General features: G+C 66.9%; 14 protein-coding genes. All 14 read left to right on the top strand.

Translation table 11 applies throughout. The features are described from left to right. The first annotated feature begins 158 nt into the window (after positions 1-158). The 14 genes from OU996_RS18335 to OU996_RS18270 all read left to right on the top strand — a co-directional run bounded on the left by OU996_RS18335 (position 159) and on the right by OU996_RS18270 (position 19,819). On the top strand, positions 159-1,256 hold the full coding sequence (locus OU996_RS18335) for an ABC transporter ATP-binding protein (RefSeq protein ID WP_267583029.1): 1,098 nt from the start codon (positions 159-161) through the stop codon (positions 1,254-1,256). After that, complete coding sequence (locus OU996_RS18330; protein WP_267583028.1) at positions 1,253-2,401, top strand: ABC transporter ATP-binding protein; 1,149 nt, start codon at positions 1,253-1,255, stop codon at positions 2,399-2,401. The genes OU996_RS18335 and OU996_RS18330 overlap by 4 nt, the downstream gene beginning before the upstream one ends. 39 nt (positions 2,402-2,440) lie before the next feature. Beyond that, positions 2,441-3,838 (top strand): ABC transporter substrate-binding protein, encoded by a 1,398-nt coding sequence (locus OU996_RS18325; RefSeq protein WP_267583027.1) that lies wholly within the window; start codon positions 2,441-2,443, stop codon positions 3,836-3,838. Between the two features lie 131 nt (positions 3,839-3,969). Beyond that, complete coding sequence (locus tag OU996_RS18320; protein WP_267583026.1) at positions 3,970-4,908, top strand: carbohydrate ABC transporter permease; 939 nt, start codon at positions 3,970-3,972, stop codon at positions 4,906-4,908. Positions 4,909-5,119: 211 nt separating this feature from the next. Next, entirely contained in the window at positions 5,120-5,956 is an 837-nt protein-coding gene (locus OU996_RS18315; protein WP_267583025.1) for a carbohydrate ABC transporter permease, read from the top strand. A gap of 10 nt (positions 5,957-5,966) precedes the next feature. Beyond that, positions 5,967-6,914: an acetamidase/formamidase family protein gene (locus OU996_RS18310; protein ID WP_267583024.1), complete on the top strand. Its 948-nt coding sequence runs from the start codon at positions 5,967-5,969 to the stop codon at positions 6,912-6,914. A 49-nt stretch (positions 6,915-6,963) separates the two neighbouring features. Further along, positions 6,964-7,461 carry a hypothetical protein gene (locus OU996_RS18305; protein WP_267583023.1) on the top strand — a complete coding sequence of 166 codons (498 nt, stop codon included), beginning with the start codon at positions 6,964-6,966 and terminating at the stop codon, positions 7,459-7,461. 39 nt (positions 7,462-7,500) lie between these two features. Further along, positions 7,501-9,063 carry a GMC family oxidoreductase gene (locus tag OU996_RS18300; RefSeq protein WP_267583022.1) on the top strand — a complete coding sequence of 521 codons (1,563 nt, stop codon included), beginning with the start codon at positions 7,501-7,503 and terminating at the stop codon, positions 9,061-9,063. Positions 9,064-9,389: 326 nt separating this feature from the next. Continuing rightward, on the top strand, positions 9,390-9,926 hold the full coding sequence (locus OU996_RS18295) for an RNA polymerase sigma factor (protein ID WP_267583021.1): 537 nt from the start codon (positions 9,390-9,392) through the stop codon (positions 9,924-9,926). 81 nt (positions 9,927-10,007) lie between these two features. Continuing rightward, the gene (locus OU996_RS18290; RefSeq protein ID WP_267583020.1) at positions 10,008-10,958 is read left to right on the top strand and encodes a FecR family protein; all 951 of its coding nucleotides are present in this window, start codon (positions 10,008-10,010) and stop codon (positions 10,956-10,958) included. Between the two features lie 125 nt (positions 10,959-11,083). Next, on the top strand, positions 11,084-14,488 hold the full coding sequence (locus OU996_RS18285; protein WP_267583019.1) for a TonB-dependent receptor domain-containing protein: 3,405 nt from the start codon (positions 11,084-11,086) through the stop codon (positions 14,486-14,488). Between the two features lie 250 nt (positions 14,489-14,738). Further along, positions 14,739-15,251, top strand: a complete 513-nt coding sequence (locus OU996_RS18280) for a sigma-70 family RNA polymerase sigma factor (protein ID WP_267583018.1) — start codon at positions 14,739-14,741, stop codon at positions 15,249-15,251. A gap of 91 nt (positions 15,252-15,342) precedes the next feature. Further along, the gene (locus OU996_RS18275; protein ID WP_267583017.1) at positions 15,343-16,311 is read left to right on the top strand and encodes a FecR family protein; all 969 of its coding nucleotides are present in this window, start codon (positions 15,343-15,345) and stop codon (positions 16,309-16,311) included. A 118-nt stretch (positions 16,312-16,429) separates the two neighbouring features. Next, positions 16,430-19,819, top strand: a complete 3,390-nt coding sequence (locus tag OU996_RS18270; RefSeq protein WP_267583016.1) for a TonB-dependent receptor domain-containing protein — start codon at positions 16,430-16,432, stop codon at positions 19,817-19,819. The last annotated feature ends 62 nt before the right edge of the window (positions 19,820-19,881 follow it).

Genomic DNA, 19,881 nt, shown 5'->3' with positions numbered 1-19,881 from the left:
CGCGAAAGGCGGCAGGGGTCGTTAGGGCGCTGCTTTTCTGGGCATAATTATCCAGCGCCAAAGAAAGATCGGCTCTTGTTATCCAGTGTGCTGCAACACCAGCACACTTGGCACGGAGATTGAATTGACCTTCCGGTATCGCCCTTGCGGAGTGCCGGATGTCGTCAATCGCTTTCGTGTCGGTCTTCAAGCGTTACGGAGAGGTGGAGGCGGTGAGCCGGCTCGACCTCGCCTGCGCGGCCGGCGAAATGCTCGCGCTGCTCGGCCCCTCCGGCTGCGGCAAGAGCACCACGCTGAAAATGGCGGCCGGCATTGAGAGCGTGTCGTCCGGCGAGATCTATTTCGGCGAGCGCCCGGTCTCCCGCCTCGCGCCCGGCGAGCGCAACATCGCCATGGTGTTCGAGGACTACGCGCTCTATCCGAACATGACGGTGTGGGAGAACGTCGCCTTCCCGCTGAAGGTGCGCGGCATCTCCGGCCAGCCGGCGGCCGAGCGCATCGGCGAGGTGCTCCAGCTTCTCGGCCTGCGGCAGATGGCCGACCAGCCGGTGCGCGGGCTTTCCGGCGGCGCCATGCAGCGCGTCTCCATCGGCCGCGCCTTGGTGCGCGACCCCGACGTCATCCTGTTCGACGAGCCTCTGTCGCATCTCGACGCCGACCAGAAGGTGCAGCTGCGCGCCGAGATCAAGCGGCTGCAGAAGCTGCGGCAGGTCACCTCCATCCTCGTCACCCATGACCAGACCGAGGCCATCGCCATGGCCGACCGCGTGGCGGTGATGAACCATGGCGTGCTCCAGCAGGTCGGCCCTCCGCAGGAGCTTTATGAGCGCCCGGCCAATCTCTTCGTCGCCAACTTCATTGGCGAGCCGCCGATGAACCTGATGAGCGCCGCTTTCGCCGAGGGCGGCCGTGTCATCGGCGCCGGCTGGGCGGCGACGCTCGACGCGGCCCGCCTGCCGGCGGTTGCCGGGGAGGGCGCCATCATCGCCGGCATCCGCCCGGAGAACATCGCGCTGCGCGCGCCCGACCTGCCCGGCGAGGCGCGCGGGCGCATCATCTACCGCGAGCCGCGCGGCGATGCCGACGTGCTCACCGTCGCGCTGGAGAGCGAGACCGGCCCTGGCGGCACGCTGATCGCCGAGATCGCCGGTCCGGCCCCGTGGCGGGCGGGTGACCGTGTGACGCTCGGCATCGACGTGGCGCGCCTCCTGATCTTCGACGCCGCCAGCGGGCGCAACCGGGAGGCGCTGTCATGAGCCCGGCTCCCCAGATGGGCCTTGCCGCGCGCGGCATCTTCAAGAGCTTCGCCAAGGGTAAAGCCGAGGTCATCACCGCCCTTGCTGGCCTCGACATCGACATCGCGCCGGGCGAACTCATCGCCATCACCGGCCCCTCGGGCGCCGGCAAATCCACCTTCTGCCGCATCCTCGCCGGGCTGGAGCGGCCGGATGCCGGGAGCGTCACGCTTGCCGGGCGCGACCTCGCGGGCGTTCCCCCGCAGCAGCGCCGGGTGGCGCTGATGTTCGAATCCTATGCGCTTTATCCGCACCTCAGCGTGCGCGACAACGCGCTCTCGCCCTTGCAGGCGCCGGGCGACCGTCTTGATGCGGCGGAGGCCACCAAGCGCGTCGACGAGGTGCTGGAGCTTCTGGAAATCCGCCATCTCGGCGCGCGGCTTCCGGGCGCGCTATCGGGCGGGCAGAAGCAGCGCGTGGCGCTGGCCCGCGCGCTGGTGCAGCAGCCGGACCTGCTGATCCTCGACGAGCCGATCTCCCATCTCGACGCCAAGCTGCGCCACAAGCTGCGCGGGGAAATCCGCCGCCGCCTCGCCTCGCAGACCTCGCCCAGCCTGTGGGCGACGCCGGACGGCATGGAAGCGCTCTCGGTCGGTGACCGGGTGGTGGTGATGGATCAGGGCCGCGTCGAGCAGGTCGGCACGCCCGAGGAGATCTGGCAGCGCCCGGCCAGCGCCCGCGTCGCCCGCCTGCTCGGCGACCCGCCGATGAACCTCATCGAGGGCGAGTTGGTGCACGAGGCCGGCGCGCTGGTCTTCCGGCGCCGCGACCTCACCGTGCCGCTCACCGGCGCGCTGGCCGGCGCGGCGCAGAAGGCCACCTCGTCCGCCGTCATCCTCGGCGTGCGGCCGGACGATGTCGGCGTCGCCCCCGAGGGCGCGGCCGGCACAGCGGTGGCCGAGATCTATTCCAACGAACCTTTCGGCAAGCACGCCATCGTCACGCTCGACCTCGGCGCGCTGCTCGCCAAGGCCAAGACGAGCATGGCGAACGCCGCCGCGCTCGGCGCGGATGCGGGCATCGGCCGGAAGGTGGGACTGGTTTTGCCGTCGGAGGGCCTCGCGCTCTTCGACGGGACGACGGGGCGCGCGCTGCCCGGCACCTGAACGAGCCGCTGAGATACGACCAACCAGAGGGAAAGTGCGATGAAGAGACGATACGGGTGTTTCGCCGCCGCCTTGGCGGCTTCCATGGTGCTGCTGGCACCGCTGGCGCCGGCCCACGCGCAGGACAGTTTCTACGCCGAGGCGGCCAAGCCCTATAAGGGCGTGACCATCCACGTGCTCGACGAGATCACGCCGCTGCAGGAGACGCTCTCCAAGATCATCCCGGACTTCGAGAAGGAGACCGGGATCAAGGTTGAGTGGGAGCTGCTCAACCATTTCGAGGTCATCAACAAGGGCCAGGCCGACATGCTGTCGGGCCGCGGCTATTATGACGCGATCATGCTGCACGGCTTCCAGCTCGGCCCGATGATCTCGGCCGGCGTGATCCGCCCGCTCAACGATTTCGTCGCCAACCCGAAGCTGTCCAACCCCAAGCTCGCCACCTCGGACTTCATCCAGAACCCGTTCAAGACGGCGGCCTTTGTCGGCGACAAGCAGTATTCCTTCATCAACTGGAACTATAATCAGGTCTACTGGGCCCGCGCCGACCTCCTGACCAACCCGGAGGAACAGGCCGCGTTCAAGGCCAAGTATGGCTATGATCTCGCGCCCGCCACGACGATCGAGCAGATGCGCGACATCGCACAGTTCTTCACCCGCAAGAAGGGCGAAAAGCTCGCCGGCAAGACGCTGGAGAGCGATTTCTACGGCATCGTGCTCGAAGGCATCAAGGGTGGCTCGACCTTCCCGACGCTGTGGAACAACTTCGTCAAGAACTATGGCGGCAACCTGATCGACGCCGAGGGCAAGCCGAACTTCGACTCGCCCGAAACCGTCGCCGCGCTGAAGATGTGGCACGAGCTGTGGACCTATGCCCCGCCCGGCATCGCCGAATATTCGCTGGTCGACGTGCCGACCGTGATGGGCAATGGCATCGCCGCGCAGTCCATCGCCTGGTCGGACTTCGTGCTCGGCATCGACAAGAAGGGCGTGTCGCCTTACGCGGGCCAGTTCGTCTATGGCCCGATCCCGATCAAGGCCGGCTCCAAGGAGCGTTTCGCCGAAGCCGAGCCGTCGGTCACCGTCATCAGCGCCGCCTCGAAGAACCCCGAGCCCACCTTCATCTTCCTGCAGTGGCTGGCCGACCGGAAGCAGCAGGACAAGCTGATCGCTCTGGGCGAGGGCGGCGTTCCGATCCGCGAGAGCTCCTGGGCGCTCCCGGCCATCACCGGCGCGGCCAACAAGACGCTCTATGCGGCGATGAAGTCGACGCTCGATGTGGCGGCGGCCAAGCCGAAGATGCCGAAATTCTACGAGATCTACGACGTGATGAGCGGCATCGCGCAGGAAGTCGGCCTCGGCAAGCTCTCCCCCGAGGCGGGCGCCAAGAAGGGCCAGGCCGAGCTGCTCAAGCTCTGCACCAAGTGCCTGCTGTGAGCTGACTTCTCTTCACCCTCTCCCCGTCGGGGAGAGGGATGGGGTGAGGGGTCTTCTTTCGTGCCCGACCGTTCACCCCCTCACCCTAACCCTCTCCCCGGCGGGGAGAGGGGATACGGACACCTAAACCCATGGAAATGCCCATCATGGCGAGCGCCGGTGACACCATCACGGCCACGCAAGCGCCGGCACCGCTGCCGCGCGAGCGCAGCTGGTATCCCTACCTGCTGATCGCCCCGTCCATGCTGATGCTGGTCGTGGTCTCGCTGGTGCCGTTCCTCTACACGATCTATCTGAGCTTCCACGCCGCCAAGTTCGGCCGGGTGACCGACTTCATCGGCGTCGACAATTACGCCGTGCTGCTGACCGATCCGCGCTTCTGGAACTCCATCGGCATCGCCGCGACCTTCGTTTTCATCGCTGTGCCCATCGAGTTCATGCTCGGCCTCATCGGCGCGCTGGTGCTGAACCAGAATGTGCGCGGGCGCTCCATCCTCATCCCGCTCCTGTTCATGCCGGCGATGATGGCGCCCATCGTGGTCGGCCTGTTGTGGAAGATCATGCTCGCCGGCTCGTGGGGCTTCCTGTCCTACAACGTGCTGGAGCGGTTCGACATCTTGCCGGGCACCTCGGTCTTCGCCTCGCCCGACTACGCGCTCTACGCGCTGATCTTCGTCGATATCTGGCAGTGGACGCCCTTCATGATGCTGGCCTTCTTCGCCGGCCTTCAGGCGCTGCCGCTGGGCCCCTATCGCGCCGCGGCGGTGGACGGGGCGGGCCCGCTGCAGATGTTCGCCCACATCACCCTGCCGATGATGACGCCGCTGCTCGCGGTCATCGGCCTGCTGCGCTTCATCGACGCCTTCAAGGTGTTCGACACGATCTACATCCTGACCGGCGGCGGGCCGGGCATTACCACCGAGACGCCCTCCATCCTCGCCAACAAGATGACCTTCGAGTTCTGGAACATCGGCGAAGCCTCGGCGCTCGCCGTGCTGGTCTGGATCGCCTTCTTCGCCTTCTGCTCGGTCTTCTACCAGATCGCCAAGAAGCGCCTGAACGCCTTCTGAGGGATGGGAATGCGCTGCTCGCTCGTTGCCGATCTCTCTCCCCGGATCACCGTCATGCCCGGCCTTGGGCCGGGCATCCACGACTTTGCCCGATGCAGGTTGGCCAGATGCGCGCCGTCGCAAGGCGTGGATGGCCGGGCCAAGCCCGGCCATGACGTCGCGCGGGCCGGGTCCCGCCATCTCGCCCGCTTGCCCGGAAGGAGTGCCTGACATGGCCGAAGCCACCGACCGCCCCGAAGGCTCCAAAGGCTGGTTCTGGACCGGCGTGACCGTGATCTACGCCCTCATCGTCCTGTTCCCCATCTTCTGGATGGCGACGATGATGGTGAAGCCGAACGACGCCATGTTCGCGCGCCCGACGCAGTGGCTATTCACCCCGACGCTCGAGCATTTCAGCTATGTGCTCGACCAGGGCTTCCACTGGTATCTGCTGACGTCGTTCGCGCTGTGCTCGGTCTCCACCGCGCTCGTCGTCATCATCGGCACCCCGGCGGCCTATGCCTTTGCCCGCTTCGAGATGCGCGGCAAGGACGATCTGTTCCTGTTCATCCTCGGCTCGCGCATGGCTCCGCCCGTGTGTCTGGTCATCCCGTTCTATCTGATCTTCGCCAAGGTCGGCCTGCTCGACACCTTCACCGGCCTGACGCTCGCCTACATGACTTTCAACCTGTCCTTCTACATCTGGGTGCTGCGCTCCTTCTGCCGCGACCTGCCGGTGGAGCTGGAGGAGGCGGCGGCGCTGGAGGGCTGGTCGCGGCTGCAGATCTTCCGCCGCGTGGTGTTCCCGCTGCTGCGCAACGGCATCGTGGCGACCGCGGTGCTGTGCTTCATCTTCGCGTGGAACGAGTTCCTGTTCGCCTTCATGCTCGGCGGCAAGGCGATGCAGACGCTGCCGGTGTCGATCCCCAAGCTGATCACCAGCCAGGGCGTGCGCTGGGGCGAGATGGCGGTGGTCGGCATGACCGCGCTGCTCCCCGTCCTCGCGGTGGTCTTCGTCTTGCAACGTCACATCGTGCGCGGGCTCACGCTCGGCGCGGTCAAGGGGTGAGGAGCAGCTGATGGCGGATCATTATCTCCCGGCCCAGCCCGGCACGGTGAACTGGGGCCAGTGGGACGCGAGCCTCAGGCCCGTGCTCACCATCAAGTCGGGCGACACGGTGGTGATCGACACGCTCTCCGGCGAGCCCGAGGACATGCCCGACCCGGCGCTCGGCTTCACCCCCGTGCCCGGACAGGCGGAGGTCTTCGCCGCGACCTTCCGCGGCCCCGGCCCGCATATGCTGACCGGCCCGATCTATGTCGACGGCGCCGAGCCGGGCGACGTGCTGGAGGTGCGGCTGAAGGCGATCGAGTTCCGCGCCGACTGGGGCTGGAACATCCAGATGCCGTTCTGGGGCACGCTGCCGGAGGATTTCCCGAACCTGCGCCGCCTGCACATTCCCGTGGACGCCGCGCGTGGCGTCGCGGTGATGCCCTGGGGCCAGGAACTGCCGCTCGAACCGTTCTTCGGCAATTTCGGCGTCGCCCCCGCGCCGAACTGGGGCCGGCTCTCCTCCACCGAGCCGCGCGTCTTCGGCGGCAACATGGACAATAAGGAGCTCGGCGTCGGCTCCATCACCTATTTCCCGGTGTTCACCGAAGGCGCGCTGTTCTCGGTCGGCGACGGCCATGGCCGGCAGGGCGATGGCGAGGTGTGCCTCACGGCGCTGGAGACCGCGCTCACCGGCACCTTCGAGTTCCATCTGCGCAAGGACATGAAGCTCATCACACCGCGCGCCGAGACGCCGGCGGACTGGATCACCATGGGCTTCGATCCCGATCTTGACGACGCCGCCAAGCAGGCGCTGCGCGACATGATCGCGCTGATCCGCGAGCATTCCGACCTCTCCGCGCAGGACGCCTACACGCTGTGCTCGCTCTGCGCCGATCTGCGGGTGACGCAGACGGTCGATCTCAACAAGGGCATCCACTGCGTGCTGCCGAAAAAGTACCTGCCAGTGCGGTAGGAGCCTGCCGCTGAGCCTTCCTCGAAACGTTGAAGTTCGGAGCCATCCGATGTCCGCTATCACGGCCCATAAAGACCCGAAGCTGCCCCCGCCCGTCGCCTTGCCGGAGGATGAAAGCTGGGTCGGCGCGCTCTCGCTGTTCGACGCCCAGGCGGCGGAGACGCTGGTTGCGGTGGTGCGCACGCTCTACCCGCATGACGGGCTGCCCGAGCGCATCTACCGCCGCACCGTGTTCCATTTCGATGCCATGGCGGCCAAGGCGCCCGGCATCGCGCAGATCTTCGCCGAGTTCATCGACAGCGCCGACAGCGCCCTGCCGCTGCCGTTCCGCGAGCTGTCGGAAGGCTACCGCGTGCAGGTGCTGAAGACGCTAGAGGCGACGCAGCCGTTCCGGCTCGTCCAGCGCTCGGCCGTGCGCTTTCTCTATGACGATGTCGAGGTGTGGCAGGCCTTTGGCTATGAGGGCGCCTCGGTCCATCTCGGCGGCTACGTCAACCGTGGCTTCAACGATCTCGACTGGCTGCCCGATCCGCCCGCTGGCGTCTGATCCCTCGGCAGCCCTTTCCCGTTTCCCGGAGTGACCCCCATGACCGCCTATTCCCTCGACGACGATGGCGTCGTCGTCATCATCGGTTCGGGCGCCGGCGGCGGCACGCTCGCCCATGAGCTTGCCCGGCGCGGCATCGATGTGGTGCTGCTGGAAGCCGGCAAGCACCTCACCACTGAGGATTTCGTCAATGACGAATGGGGCGGCTACGAGATGCTGTCCTGGCTCGACAAGCGCACTTCGTCCGGCACCTGGCGCGTCGCCAAGGACCATCCGCTGACCCCGAGCTGGAGCTGCCAGGTGGTCGGCGGCACGACCACGCACTGGTCGGCCTGCTGCTACCGCTTCATCGCCGACGAATTACGCGCCAAGACCGTTTATGGCGATATTCCCGGCACCACGCTGATCGACTGGCCGATCACGCTGGACGATCTGAACCCCTATTACGATCTTGCCGAAGCCAAGATGGGCGTCACCCGCACCAATGGCTTGCCCGCCCTGCCGGCGAACAACAATTTCAAGGTGATGCATGCCGGCGCCACCGCGCTGGGGCTCAACGTCACCACCGGCCGCCACGCCATCAACACCGTCCCCTATGATGGCCGTCCGGCGACCATTCAGGACGGTTTCACCATCACCGGCGACAAGACCGGCTCGCGCTGGTCGACGCTGAATGTCGAGATCCCCAAGGGCCTCGCCACCGGCAAGCTGGAACTGCGCGCCCAGTCCCGCGCCGTGTTCATCGAGCATGACGCGGCCGGCAAGGCGTCGGCCGTGCTCTATGTCGATGCGCAGGGTGTCACCCACCGGCAGAAGGCGCGCGCGGTGGTGCTCGCCGGCAATTGCGTGGAATCCTCGCGCCTGCTGCTTCATTCCAAGAGCGCGCGTTTCCCCGACGGTCTCGCCAATGGCTATGGCCATGTCGGCCGGCACTATCTGCGCCATCTCATCCAGACGGTGTGGTCGACCTTCGACAAGCCGGTCCACATGCATCGCGGCGAGATCATGGGCGGCATGATCGACGATTTCGTGCGCCACGATCCGTCGCGCGGCTATGCCGGCGGCTTCTATATCGAGATGAACTCGATGGGATTGCCGACCACCGCCGCCTTCATGGAGCCGGGCTGGTGGGGCCGCGACTTCGCCGGGGTGATCGAGCAATACGCCAACATGGCCGGCATCTTCATGTCCGGCGAGGACATGCCGCAGGCCGACAACCGGGTGACGCTGACCGATGAGCTCGACGCCTATGGCGTGCCGGTCGCCAACATCCATTATGACGACCACCCGAACGACCTGAAGATGCGCAGCCACGGCTACAAGGTGCTGACCTCGATCCACAAGGCCGCCGGGGCCAAGCGCTCGGTCGAGGCGCCGGCCTATCCGGCGAGCCACAATCTCGGCTCCAACCGCATGGCGGGGAAGGCCGAGGACGGTGTGCTCGACGGCAACTGCCGGGCGTGGGAGGTGCCGAACCTGTTCATCGCCGACGGCTCGAACTTCGCCACCGGCGGCGCCTGCAACCCGACGCTGACCATCGTGGCGCTGGCTATCCGGCAGGCCGACTTCATGGCCAGGCAGATGGCCGCCGGGGAGCTGTGAGGGCAGGGCGGTCCGCCTGACCTTTCGCCAATGCCGCGACGGCATGTCACCCACCATGTCCCGGCGTCGCCATCTGTTGCGCCGGCGCAACGGTCCGGCACGCCGTTTCGTTGCGGCAGCGCGCGCGGTAGGCGAAGCAGGCGCCGGCTCCGCGTGCCGATGCCGGGAAGGCGTTGAATCCTCTTCGCGAATGCCGGCGGGTGGGATGGTTCCAGGCTGGCGCGAATTGTCTTTAGACAAGATCTAAACTTTTGATTTTGATGGCCTTTTTTCATTCGCGCGGCTAGCTCTGGGGGCGTTGAGGCTCCGAAGGCACGCCCGCCGCAATGACCACCACCAGCTCCGCCGCTCCGCAGGTTCAGGACGAGATCGTGACCGCCTATCTCAGGCACTGGCGGGCGCTGCTTGCCATGCTGCGCCGGCGCGTCGGCTCGCAGGAACTGGCGGAGGATGCGTTGCAGGAGACCTGGCTGCGCCTCTCCACCCTCTCGCCGCAGACCCCGCCCATTGCCGACCACCGCGCCTTCATCCTGCGCGTCGCCGGCAATATCGCCATCGATCTCGCCCGCCGCGAGAAGCGCCACACCGGCGGCGTTATCACCGACGACATGGTGCTGAACGCCATTGCCGACACCTGCCCCTCGCCGGAAACCATCATCATCGACCGCGACCAGCTCCGCTTCCTCGTGCTGGCGCTCACCAAGCTGGCGCCCAAGCCGCGCGCGGCGCTGCTGTTCAACCGCTGCGACGGGCTGAGCCATCGCGAGATCGCCGGGCGGCTCAAGGTCTCCGAGAGCATGGTGGCGCGCTATCTCGCGCAGGCGCTGCGCCATTGCCGCGATTTCTTCCGCGACGAGCGATGAGCTTTTTTCGCCTCCTCACTGCAAGTTCGGCCCGCCCGATCCGTCCTTGATAGAGGCACACCGGACGGATCACGACACATCATGGCCAGCAGCGACCACGACCGGGCGGACATCGCGCTCAGCGACGAGGCCATTGAATGGCTGGTTCGCCTGCATTCCGGCCGGGCCACCGAGGCCGACCGCGCGGCCTTCATCCACTGGCGCCAGCGCGGCGAGGCGCATGAGATGGCGGCGCGCGAGGCGGAGGCGATCTGGCACGGCCTCGGCATTGCCGGCAGCACGGTGCGCCGGCGCGAACGGCAGGTGGGGCGCGCCCGCGTCACCCGCCGGCTGGTGATCGGCGGTCTCAGCCTCGGCGCGGCTGGTCTCGCGCTGGAGCGCTCCGGCCTCATTGGCGCGCGGCTGTTCGCCGACCATGTCACCGGCGTCGGCGAGCGCCGCACGCTCACTTTGGCCGATGGCTCGACCGTGCTGATGAACGCCTGCACCGCGCTCGACGTCGATTTCGGGAACAGCGAGCGGCGGCTCTCACTGCTCGACGGGCAGGCGCTGTTCACCGTCGCGCCCGATGCTGTGCGCCCCTTCATCGTCGCGGCGGCGGGCGGTGCCACGCGGGCGGTGGGGACGGTGTTCGACGTGGACATGCGCCTCGACGATGTCGTCGTCACCGTGCTGGAAGGGCGGGTTTCGGTGGCGCGCGATGCGGACGCGCAGGCGACGACCCTCGCCGGGGCCGACCAGCAGGTGAGCTATTCGGCCACGCGCCTCTCGCCCGCCCGGCCGGTCGATGCGCGGATGGCGACCGCCTGGCGGCGCGGCAAGCTGATCGTCAACCAGCGCCCGCTGGCCGAGGTGGTCGCCGAGATCGAGCGCTACCGTAACGGCACCATCCTCATCGCCAATCCCGCGCTGGGTGAGCTCGAGGTCACCGGCGTGTTCGACCTCGCCGGCGCCGACGCCATCCTCGACACGATCGAGCAGACATTGCCCGTGCGCGTCACCCGCCTGCCGCTGGTGACCATCATCCGCTGACATTTTTTCGCGGCGCGCGGTGCAAGATCGCGCGCCCCGCCTCGTCCTTGGAATGAGCACCGAGCGGCACCGGCTCCCAAGAGGCCGGCCCTCGCGCCATCAGGGACAGAAGACGGGCAGGGATCATGCAGGCCACCACCACCGCGACGCACCACCTCTCTCACGCCGCACGCCAGAGCCGTTGCCGGGGGCGCTACGCGCGTCGCGTCGCGCTGCTCGCCTCGGTCGCTCTGAGTGTCGTGGCCGTCGCCCCCGCCGCCCGCGCGCAGGGTGCCTCTGCCGGGGCCGTTGCGACCAACGGCGCGCTCAGCCTCGATATCCGCGCCCAGCCGCTCGGCGCGGCGCTCACCGCCTTCGCCGATCAGGCGGGGCTGCGCCTGCTGTTTCCCTCCAGCCTCGTTGCCGGGCGCACCAGCGCGGCGCTCGTCGGCCGCTTCACCCGCGAGGAGGCGCTGGCCCGCCTGCTCGGCGGCACCGGGCTCAGCTACGCCTTCACCGGCCCCGACACGGTCCGCATCAGCGCGCCCGCGTCCAGCGACGCGGTCGCGGCCGACGGGTCCATGGAACTCGGCACCATCGACGTGAATGCCGGCACCAATCCGGCCGATCTGCCCTATGAGACGCCGGGCTCGACCAACTACATCTCCAGCGCCGAGATCGAGCGCTTCCCGCCGCAGACCGCCGGCGCCCTGTTCCAGGGCACGCCCGGCGTCATCTCCGGCGGCGGCAATAATGGCGCCTCCATCGACCCGAATATTCGCGGTCTTCAGGGCATGAACCGCGTCGCCACCACGGTTGATGGCGCCCAGCAGTCGACATCGAGCTATCGCGGCTATTCCGGCGTCGACAGCCGTACCTATCTCGACCCGGATCTCGTCAGCGGCGTCACCATCACCAAGGGACCGGACGGCGCCGTCGCCGGCGCCATTGGCGGCACCATCGCCATGGAGACGCTGAATGTGGAGGATCTCCTCATCCCCGGAGATGCCTGGGGCGTGCGCCTGCGCATGGGCGTCAGCAGCAACAATATCGAGCCGGTCATCGGGCAGAAGACCCTCGGTGAGGGTGATGCCAGCACCGAGATCAGCAATGGCAGCGTCGCCTTCGGCAGCCGTGACGAGAATGTCGACTTCGTCGCCGCCTTTGTCCGCCGCACGACCGGCAATTACAACGCCGGCACCAATGGCTCGCTGACCACGGTCGACTATCTCGGCGACACCGTCCCCTTGTCGAATTACGGCTATGGCGAGGAGGTCTACAACACCTCGGAGGACGCCACCTCCGGCCTGCTGAAGGTCACCATGCGGCCGACCGACGAGCAGGAAATCCAGATCGGCTATCTCTATTACGGCAATGATTTCGGCGAGGTGTCCCCCTCGCTGATCACCGCCGGAAGCGGCGTGGCCCAGCAGCTTCCGCTCAGTTCGGTCGAGGTCAATCAGGCGACGCTCGCCTACACCTACCGACCGATTGAGAACGACCTCATCGACGTCAAGGTCAACGCCTATGCCTCGATGATTGACGAGACCAACATATACGGCGCCACGCGGACCATCGCCGAACTGACCCAGCAGTCGCAGAATGCCGGGGTCAGCGCGCAGAACACCTCGCATCTGGACATTGTCGGCACGCCCGCCGCCGTCACCTTCGGCGCCAGCTATGCCTATGAGGATGCGCAGCCGACCCAGCCCTATGATTTCTCCGACATCTCGCTCTGGGCCATTCCCGCCGATGGCGTGCGTGAGGTCGGCTCGGTCTTCGGCCGCGTCAAATGGGAGCCGACCTCTTGGCTCGCTTTGGCAGCAGGGCTCGAATATCTGACCTACGACACGACCTTCAACGGCACGACCACTTACAACGTGCCGGGCGAGGATTTCTCGGCCTATGCCGGCAGCGGCATCAGCCCGAGCGCCAGCATCACCGTGACCCCGCTGGAGGGCTGGCAGATCTATGCCCAGTACCAGAGCGGCATCCGGCCCTTGAGCGTGCGCGAGGTCAGCCAGACCCGCAGCGACCAGATTTTCAACCCCGATCTTGAGGCGGAACAGGCGAGCAACTGGGAGTTCGGCACCAACCTGCTGCGTCAGGACATCTTCACGCCCGGCGACAAGGCGCGCCTGAAGCTCGCCTATTTCGACAACACCACGGATAATTATGTCGGCCGCCAGTTCAATGGCAGCAACATGTTCCTGTTCAATTACGATTTCGTCCGCTTCGCCGGCTACGAACTATCGGGCGGCTACGATACGGGCCGCTATTTCGTCGAATTCGGCCTGAACTACTACACCGATTTCGAGGCCTGCCAGCAGGATCACATCTGCACCGACTATACGCTGTCGGCGGATTATCTGACCAACCAGATTCCCCCGCGCTTCACCGCCTCCCTCACCGCCGGCGCCCGCTTCTTCGACGAGCGGCTGACGGTTGGCGGCCGCGTCACCTATATGGGCGAGCGCCTCGCCGAGGTGCGGGAGGATGGCTACTACTTCGCCTGGGTCACCAAGCAGTGGGAGCCCTACACCGTCATCGACGCCTTCGCGCAGTTCAAGATCAACAGCAACATCACGCTCGATGTCAGCGTCCAGAACCTGACCGACGCCTATTACGTCGACGCCCTCAACAATACTGACATGCCGGCGCCCGGCCGCACCTTCATGCTCTCGCTCACCGGCACGCTGGGCGGGGAGGAGAAGCTCGCGCCGATCGTCTTCCCCCGGCTGGCCGGGACGGGGGACTGGACGGGCCTGTATGTCGGCGGCCATTTCGCCTATGGCTTCGGCGAGGTCACCGGCGAAACCACCACGGCGGACGGCTCGGCGAGTGCGCGCGCCGTCAATGAATCCGCCGACCAGTCCTTCTATGGCGGCATGTGGGGCGGGCAGATCGGCTACAATTACCAGTTCGCCAATAATGTCGTTCTGGGTGTCGAGGCCGACTTCTCCTACGCCGATATGGGCGGCTCGCAGCAGCAGGGCGCCACCGAGGGCGCCATGCTTATCACCCGCTCGATGCTGGAATCGCAGACCGATTACGCCTTTGAATGGCTCGCCACGCTGCGCGGCCGTCTCGGCTACGCCTTTGACGACCTTATGGTCTACGGCACCGGCGGCGTCGCCTTCCTGCGGGAGAACGAGCAGCGCTCGCAATACATCGCCACCACGGCGACCGCGGCGCTTCCGGCCGGCAACCGCACCGATCTCGCCTTTACCGATACGGATGTGCAGACCCGCACCGGCTTTGCCCTCGGCGCGGGCGCCGAATACGCGATCAACAGCCGCTGGTCGGTGAAGGCCGAATATCTCTATACCGGCTTCGGCTCCACGGACTTCCTGTTCGGCAAGGCCCGCGCCGGCGTGACCAAGTCCTATTCCACCCGCGTGCAGACCGGTTGCCGCATTGTCGGCAATCGCTGTGTGGCGACCTACGCCAATGTGGTCACGCCCGGCACCTCCGACACGGTGAATGGCCGCACCGCCTCCAACGAGGCGGAACTGCAGCTGTTCAGGATCGGTCTCAATTACCGGTTCTGAGCGGGCGCCGCGCCCGGCGACGGGGGGGGCGGGCAGGGGAGATCAGTTTTAATCTGTAATCAATCTAAATCATTGATGTTGCGTGATAAATAGGATTGGCTAAGGGTAGCTGAACCCCTCTTTCGGGACGCCTCCCGCACCGGTTGACCGGCGGCGCGCGGCGTCCCCGGTGATCAGCCTTGGCCCTTCGCGCGATCAGTCCCTGGACCGTGCCGAGCTTGCCCGCCTCTGGCGCGGGCGGGAGGCGTGCGTGAATCGCGTCTTCAACACATGGCTGGGCGACCTCTACCGGCGCCATCACCGCGATCTCGTCCGCTTCGCCGCCCGGCTGGTGGGCGACCGCGATGGCGGCGAGGAGGTGGTGCAGAACGCCTATCTGCGCCTCGCCGGCCGCCCCGCCCAGGCGGCGGTGATCGAGCATCCCAAGACCTATGCCTTCGCGGCCACCCGCACCGCCGCCATCGACTTTACCGCCCGCCGCCATGCCGAATGGCTCTACCGCGTCGATATCGAGGAGATCGACGCACTGGCCGTGACGGGCGATCCCGAAGGCGCGCTGCATCACCGCCGCCGCATCATCCGGCTGGCCGTGCTGCTCAACGAACTGCCGGCGGCCTGCCAGACCGCCTTCGTCATGAACAAGCTGGAAGGGCGGGGCCATCGCGAGATCGCCGGCCATCTCGGCGTGTCGGTGAGCATGGTGGAGAAGCACATATTGCGCGCGCTCATCCATTGCCGCGACCTGATGCGCGATGAGGCGTGAGGCGGGCATTGAGGATTTCTCCCACGCGCGCCGTCTATAGGGACAAGCCGCCGTGCCGCTCTGGCCCGCGCGCCGCTCTGTGAGCTCGTCCATGGACCACCCTTCCCACCCGCCCCGTGCGCTGTCCGACGAGGCGCTCGCCTTCATCGTGCGGCTGCATTCTGGCGAGGCGCAGCCCGCCGACCGTGCCGCCTTCGCCGCCTGGCGCGGGCAGAGCGCCGATCATGAGGCGGCCGCGCGCGAGGCCGAGCAGCTCTGGGGCGAGGCGTCGGACCTGCATCAGGATCGAAGGACCGGCCTCATCCGCCCCGGTGCCGCCGCCCGCCCGCGCCGCAGCGGCCTGTCGCGCCGGGCGATGCTGGGCGGCGCCGCCGGCCTCGGCATCGCCGGAGCGGGCGGGGCGTGGATGGCGGGCCTCTTGGCCGAGCGCCCGGACATCGCCACCGGCACCGGCGAGGTGCGCACGGTGACGCTGGCCGACCGCTCGCGCGTCACGCTCAACGCCCGCAGCGCGCTCGCCCTGGATTTCTCGCCGACGCGGCGAGGCGTGCGGCTGATGACGGGGCAGGCCTTCTTCGAGGTGGCGCCGGATGCGGCGCGGCCCTTCGAGGTAACGGCGGGCGCGGGCCGCGTGCGTGCTCTCGGCACGGCCTTCGACATCGACGCCAATCGCGGCGACGGCTCGCTCGCGGTCGGCGTGACCGAACATGCGGTCGAGGTGACCGGCACCTCCACCCTGACGCTGAACGCCGGCGAGCGTGTCGAGATCGCCGGCAATGGCCGTCTCGGCCCCGTGACCCTTCAGCCCGCCGACGTCACCCTGGCCTGGCGCTCGGGCCTGTTCATCGCCGAGGACCGCCCGCTTGCCGACATCCTCGCGGCGCTCCGGCCCTATCATGCCGGCTGGATCATTGCGCGCGGGGAGGGGATCGAGGCGCTGAGGGTCAATGCGGTGCTGGACCTGCGCACCCCCGACCTGTCGCTTGCCGCCCTCGCGCAGGGCCTGCCGATCCGCGTGATCCAGCTCTCCCCCTACCTCACCGTCGTCTCGGCGAGCTGACCCGCAAAAAAATCGCACCCGCCACTGAGGATTTTCCACGCCGCCCCGGTCTTAGCCAGCGAGGGACCAGACGAACCGGCAAGGCACGGCCCTCGTCACGCAAGCGGAGACAGGACAGATGGCGGGCTTCACGGGGCGAACGGGGACACAGCGGGGCGGCATTTTGCGCGCCCATATGCTGCGGGCGGGGCTGATCGCTTCCACCATGCTGATGCCGGTGCCCTTCATCGGCCCGCAGGCGCAGACGGCCACGGCCGCGCGGGTGAGCTTCGACATTCCCGCCCAACCGCTCGGCGCCGCGCTCACCGCCTTCGCCCGCCAGACCGGCATCAAATTCGCCTATCCCGCCGCGCTCACCAGCGGGCGCATCGCGCCGGCCCTGCGCGGCAGCTTCTCGGCGGAGGAGGCGCTGGCCCGTCTGCTCGGCGGCAGCGGCCTCATTTACGCCTTCACCAGCCCGACCAGCGTGACCATTTCCGCCCCGGCGCCGGCCGGGGGCGATGCCGCGGCTGCCGACGGCACGATCGAACTCGGCACCATCGACGTGAATGCCGGCACCAGCCCGGAGAACCGGCCCTATGAGACGCCGGGATCGACCAATTACATCTCCGCCGCCGACATCGAGCGTTTTCCCGGCCTGACCTCAGGCGCGATCTTCCAGAGCACGCCCGGCGTTTTCACCGGCTCCAGCAATAATGGTGGCTCGATCGACCCGAATATTCGCGGTCTCCAGGGCATGAACCGCGTCGCCACCACGATTGACGGCTCGCAGCAGGCGACCTCCTCCTATCGCGGCTATAATGGCGTTGATAACCGCACCTATATCGACCCCGACCTGATCTCCGGCATCACCATCACCAAGGGGCCGGATGGCGGCGTCGCCGGTGCCATCGGCGGCACCATCGCGGCGGAAACGCTGGGCGTGGCCGATATTCTCGACCCCGGCCAGACCTATGGCGCCCGCGTGCGCGCCGGCCTGACCTCGGGCCTCACCGACCCGGTGATCGGCCAGTCGGGCGTCGCCGAGAGCAGCGGCGACGCGCCCGGCCCGACCAATATCAGCCTGGCGCTCGCCACCACCTCGGAGAACATCGACTTCGTCGCCGCCTTCGTGCGCCGCAAGACCGGCAATTATTCCGCCGGCACCAACGGCTCGCTGACCTATGACGGCGTCGACGGGCCGCAGCGCCTGTCCAGCTATGGCTATGGGCAGGAGGTCTACAACACCTCGGAGGACGTGACCTCCGTGCTGCTCAAGACCGTGCTGCGCCCGACCGACGAGCAGGAAATCAAGCTCGCCTACATGCATTACGACAATGTCTATGGCGAGGTGACGCCGGGCGTCGTCAATGTTGACAATTACATGCTGCAAATGCCGCTCAACTCGGTCTCGCTCGACCAGGCGACGGTGCATTACCACTACAAGCCAGTCGAGACCGATCTCGTCGACATCCACGCCAACGCCTATGTGTCGAACATCGACGAGACGGTGAACTACGCCGCCTATTCCACCGCGACGCCGGTGCCGCAGAACGCGGTGAATGCCGGCATCTCCGCCTCCAACACCTCGCTGTTCAGCCTGGCCTCTACCCCGCTCGCCGTCACCTTTGGCGGTTCCTACCGGCAGGAGAGCGGCACGCCGGTGGGCGATCTGCTCGTCGATTACGGCAATGGCGCCATCCCGCCGGATGCGCAGGCGCAGGTCGCCAGCGTCTTCGGCCGCGCCAAATGGGAGCCGTGGTCCTGGCTCGCGGTGGAAGGCGAGCTGCAATACATCAACTATCAGAGCACCTTCCTGGGCGTGGAGAGCTGGTCCTATGAGGGGGAGGACTTCGCCACCTATGCCGGCGATGGGGTGAGCCCGTCGATCAGCGTCACCCTCAGCCCGGCGGAGGGCTGGCAGGTCTACGCGCAGTACCAGACCGGCATCCGCCCGCCGAGCCTGCGCGAAGTCAGCATGACCCGCGGCGAGCAGCTGTTCAATCCCGACCTCGAGGCTGAAAACGCCCGCAATTTCGAGGTCGGCGTCAATTTCCTGCGCGAGAATCTGTTCAAGCCGGGCGACGAGGCCAAGCTGAAGCTCGCCTATTTCGACAACAAGACCTACAATTATATCGGCCGGGAATATGAGAACGGCCGGATGATCCTGTTCAATTACGACTATGTGCAGTTTCAGGGCGTCGAATTCTCCGGCGGCTACGATGCCGGCTGGGGTTTTGTCGATTTCGGCATCAACTACTACACCGGCTTCAATGCCTGCCTCGATGACGGGGAGTGCATCGACTACACGCTTCAGGCGGACTATTTGACCAATCAGGTGCCGCCGGAATTCACCGCCTCGGTCACCGCCGGCCTGCGGTTCTGGGATGACCGCGTCACCGTCGGCGGGCGCGTCACCTATGTCGGCGAGCGCCTCGCCGAGCTCTATCAGGGCGAGAACGATACCTACTTCTTCATCACCAAGGCCTGGGCGCCCTATACGGTGGTCGATCTGTTCGGCCAGTGGAAGATCAACGATCATCTCACCCTCGATGTCGGCGTGCAGAACCTGCTCGACGCCTATTATGTCGACGCGCTCAACAACACCGACATGCCCGCGCCGGGCCGCACCATCACTGTCGGCCTCACCGGCAAGCTGGGCGGGGAGGGGCCGCTGCCGGCGCTGACCAAGAGCTTTCCCAAGCCCAACGGCCCGTGGACCGGCCCCTATGTCGGCGTGAATGCCGGCTTCGGCTATGGCCAGATCACCGGCACCACCACGGCGGGCGATGGAAGCGCCAATGCGTTGGCGGCGAGCGAATCCGCCGACCAGAGCCTGGAGGGCATGATCGGTGGCTTCCAGGGCGGCTTCAACTACCAGTTCGCCAATAACCTGGTTATCGGCATCGAGGCGGATTTCTCCTGGATGCAGATGCAGGACGAGGATGTGATCTATTCGACGGAGACCGCCGCGCTCATGGAGCGCGACGCCCGCGAGGCCCGTATCAAGTACCAGTATGACTGGCTCTCCACCGTGCGCGCCCGCGTCGGTTACGCCGCCGGCAACTGGATGGTCTATGGCACGGGCGGTCTGGCCTTCCTGAAGGAGACCGAACAGCGCGGCCAGTATCTCGCCGCCGCCAACCCGGCCTCCAGCTCCTCCGCGCCCACCCCCAGCAGCACCTCACTCGCCTTCACCGAGACGGCGGATAATGTGCGCACCGGCTTCTCCGTCGGCGCCGGCGCCGAATATGCCTTCGGCAGCAACTGGTCGCTGAAGGCGGAGTATCTCTATGCCGGCTTCGGGGCGGAGGACTTCCTGTTCGGCAATGGCCGGGGCGGCGTCAGCCGCGATTACCAGATCCGCACGCTGTGCCGGCGCGGCCGCGTCACCGTTGGCTGCGACGGGATCGTGAACGGCTATGTCTATCAGGGCTTCAACGGCGCGGGCGACGATGTGATCGGCCGCACCGCCTCCAACGAGGCCAATCTCCAGCTCTTCCGCATCGGCCTGAACTATCGGTTCTGAAGCGCCGCGCGCCTTACCGCTGTGGATGCGGGGCGCGCGGGCCCTCCTTGGCGATGGCCCGG

The sequence above is a fragment of the Ancylobacter sp. SL191 genome, assembly GCF_026625645.1.
Lineage (GTDB): Bacteria > Pseudomonadota > Alphaproteobacteria > Rhizobiales > Xanthobacteraceae > Ancylobacter.
The sequence above is the reverse complement of the archived record's forward strand: the minus strand, read 5'-3'. Positions and strand labels throughout refer to the sequence as shown.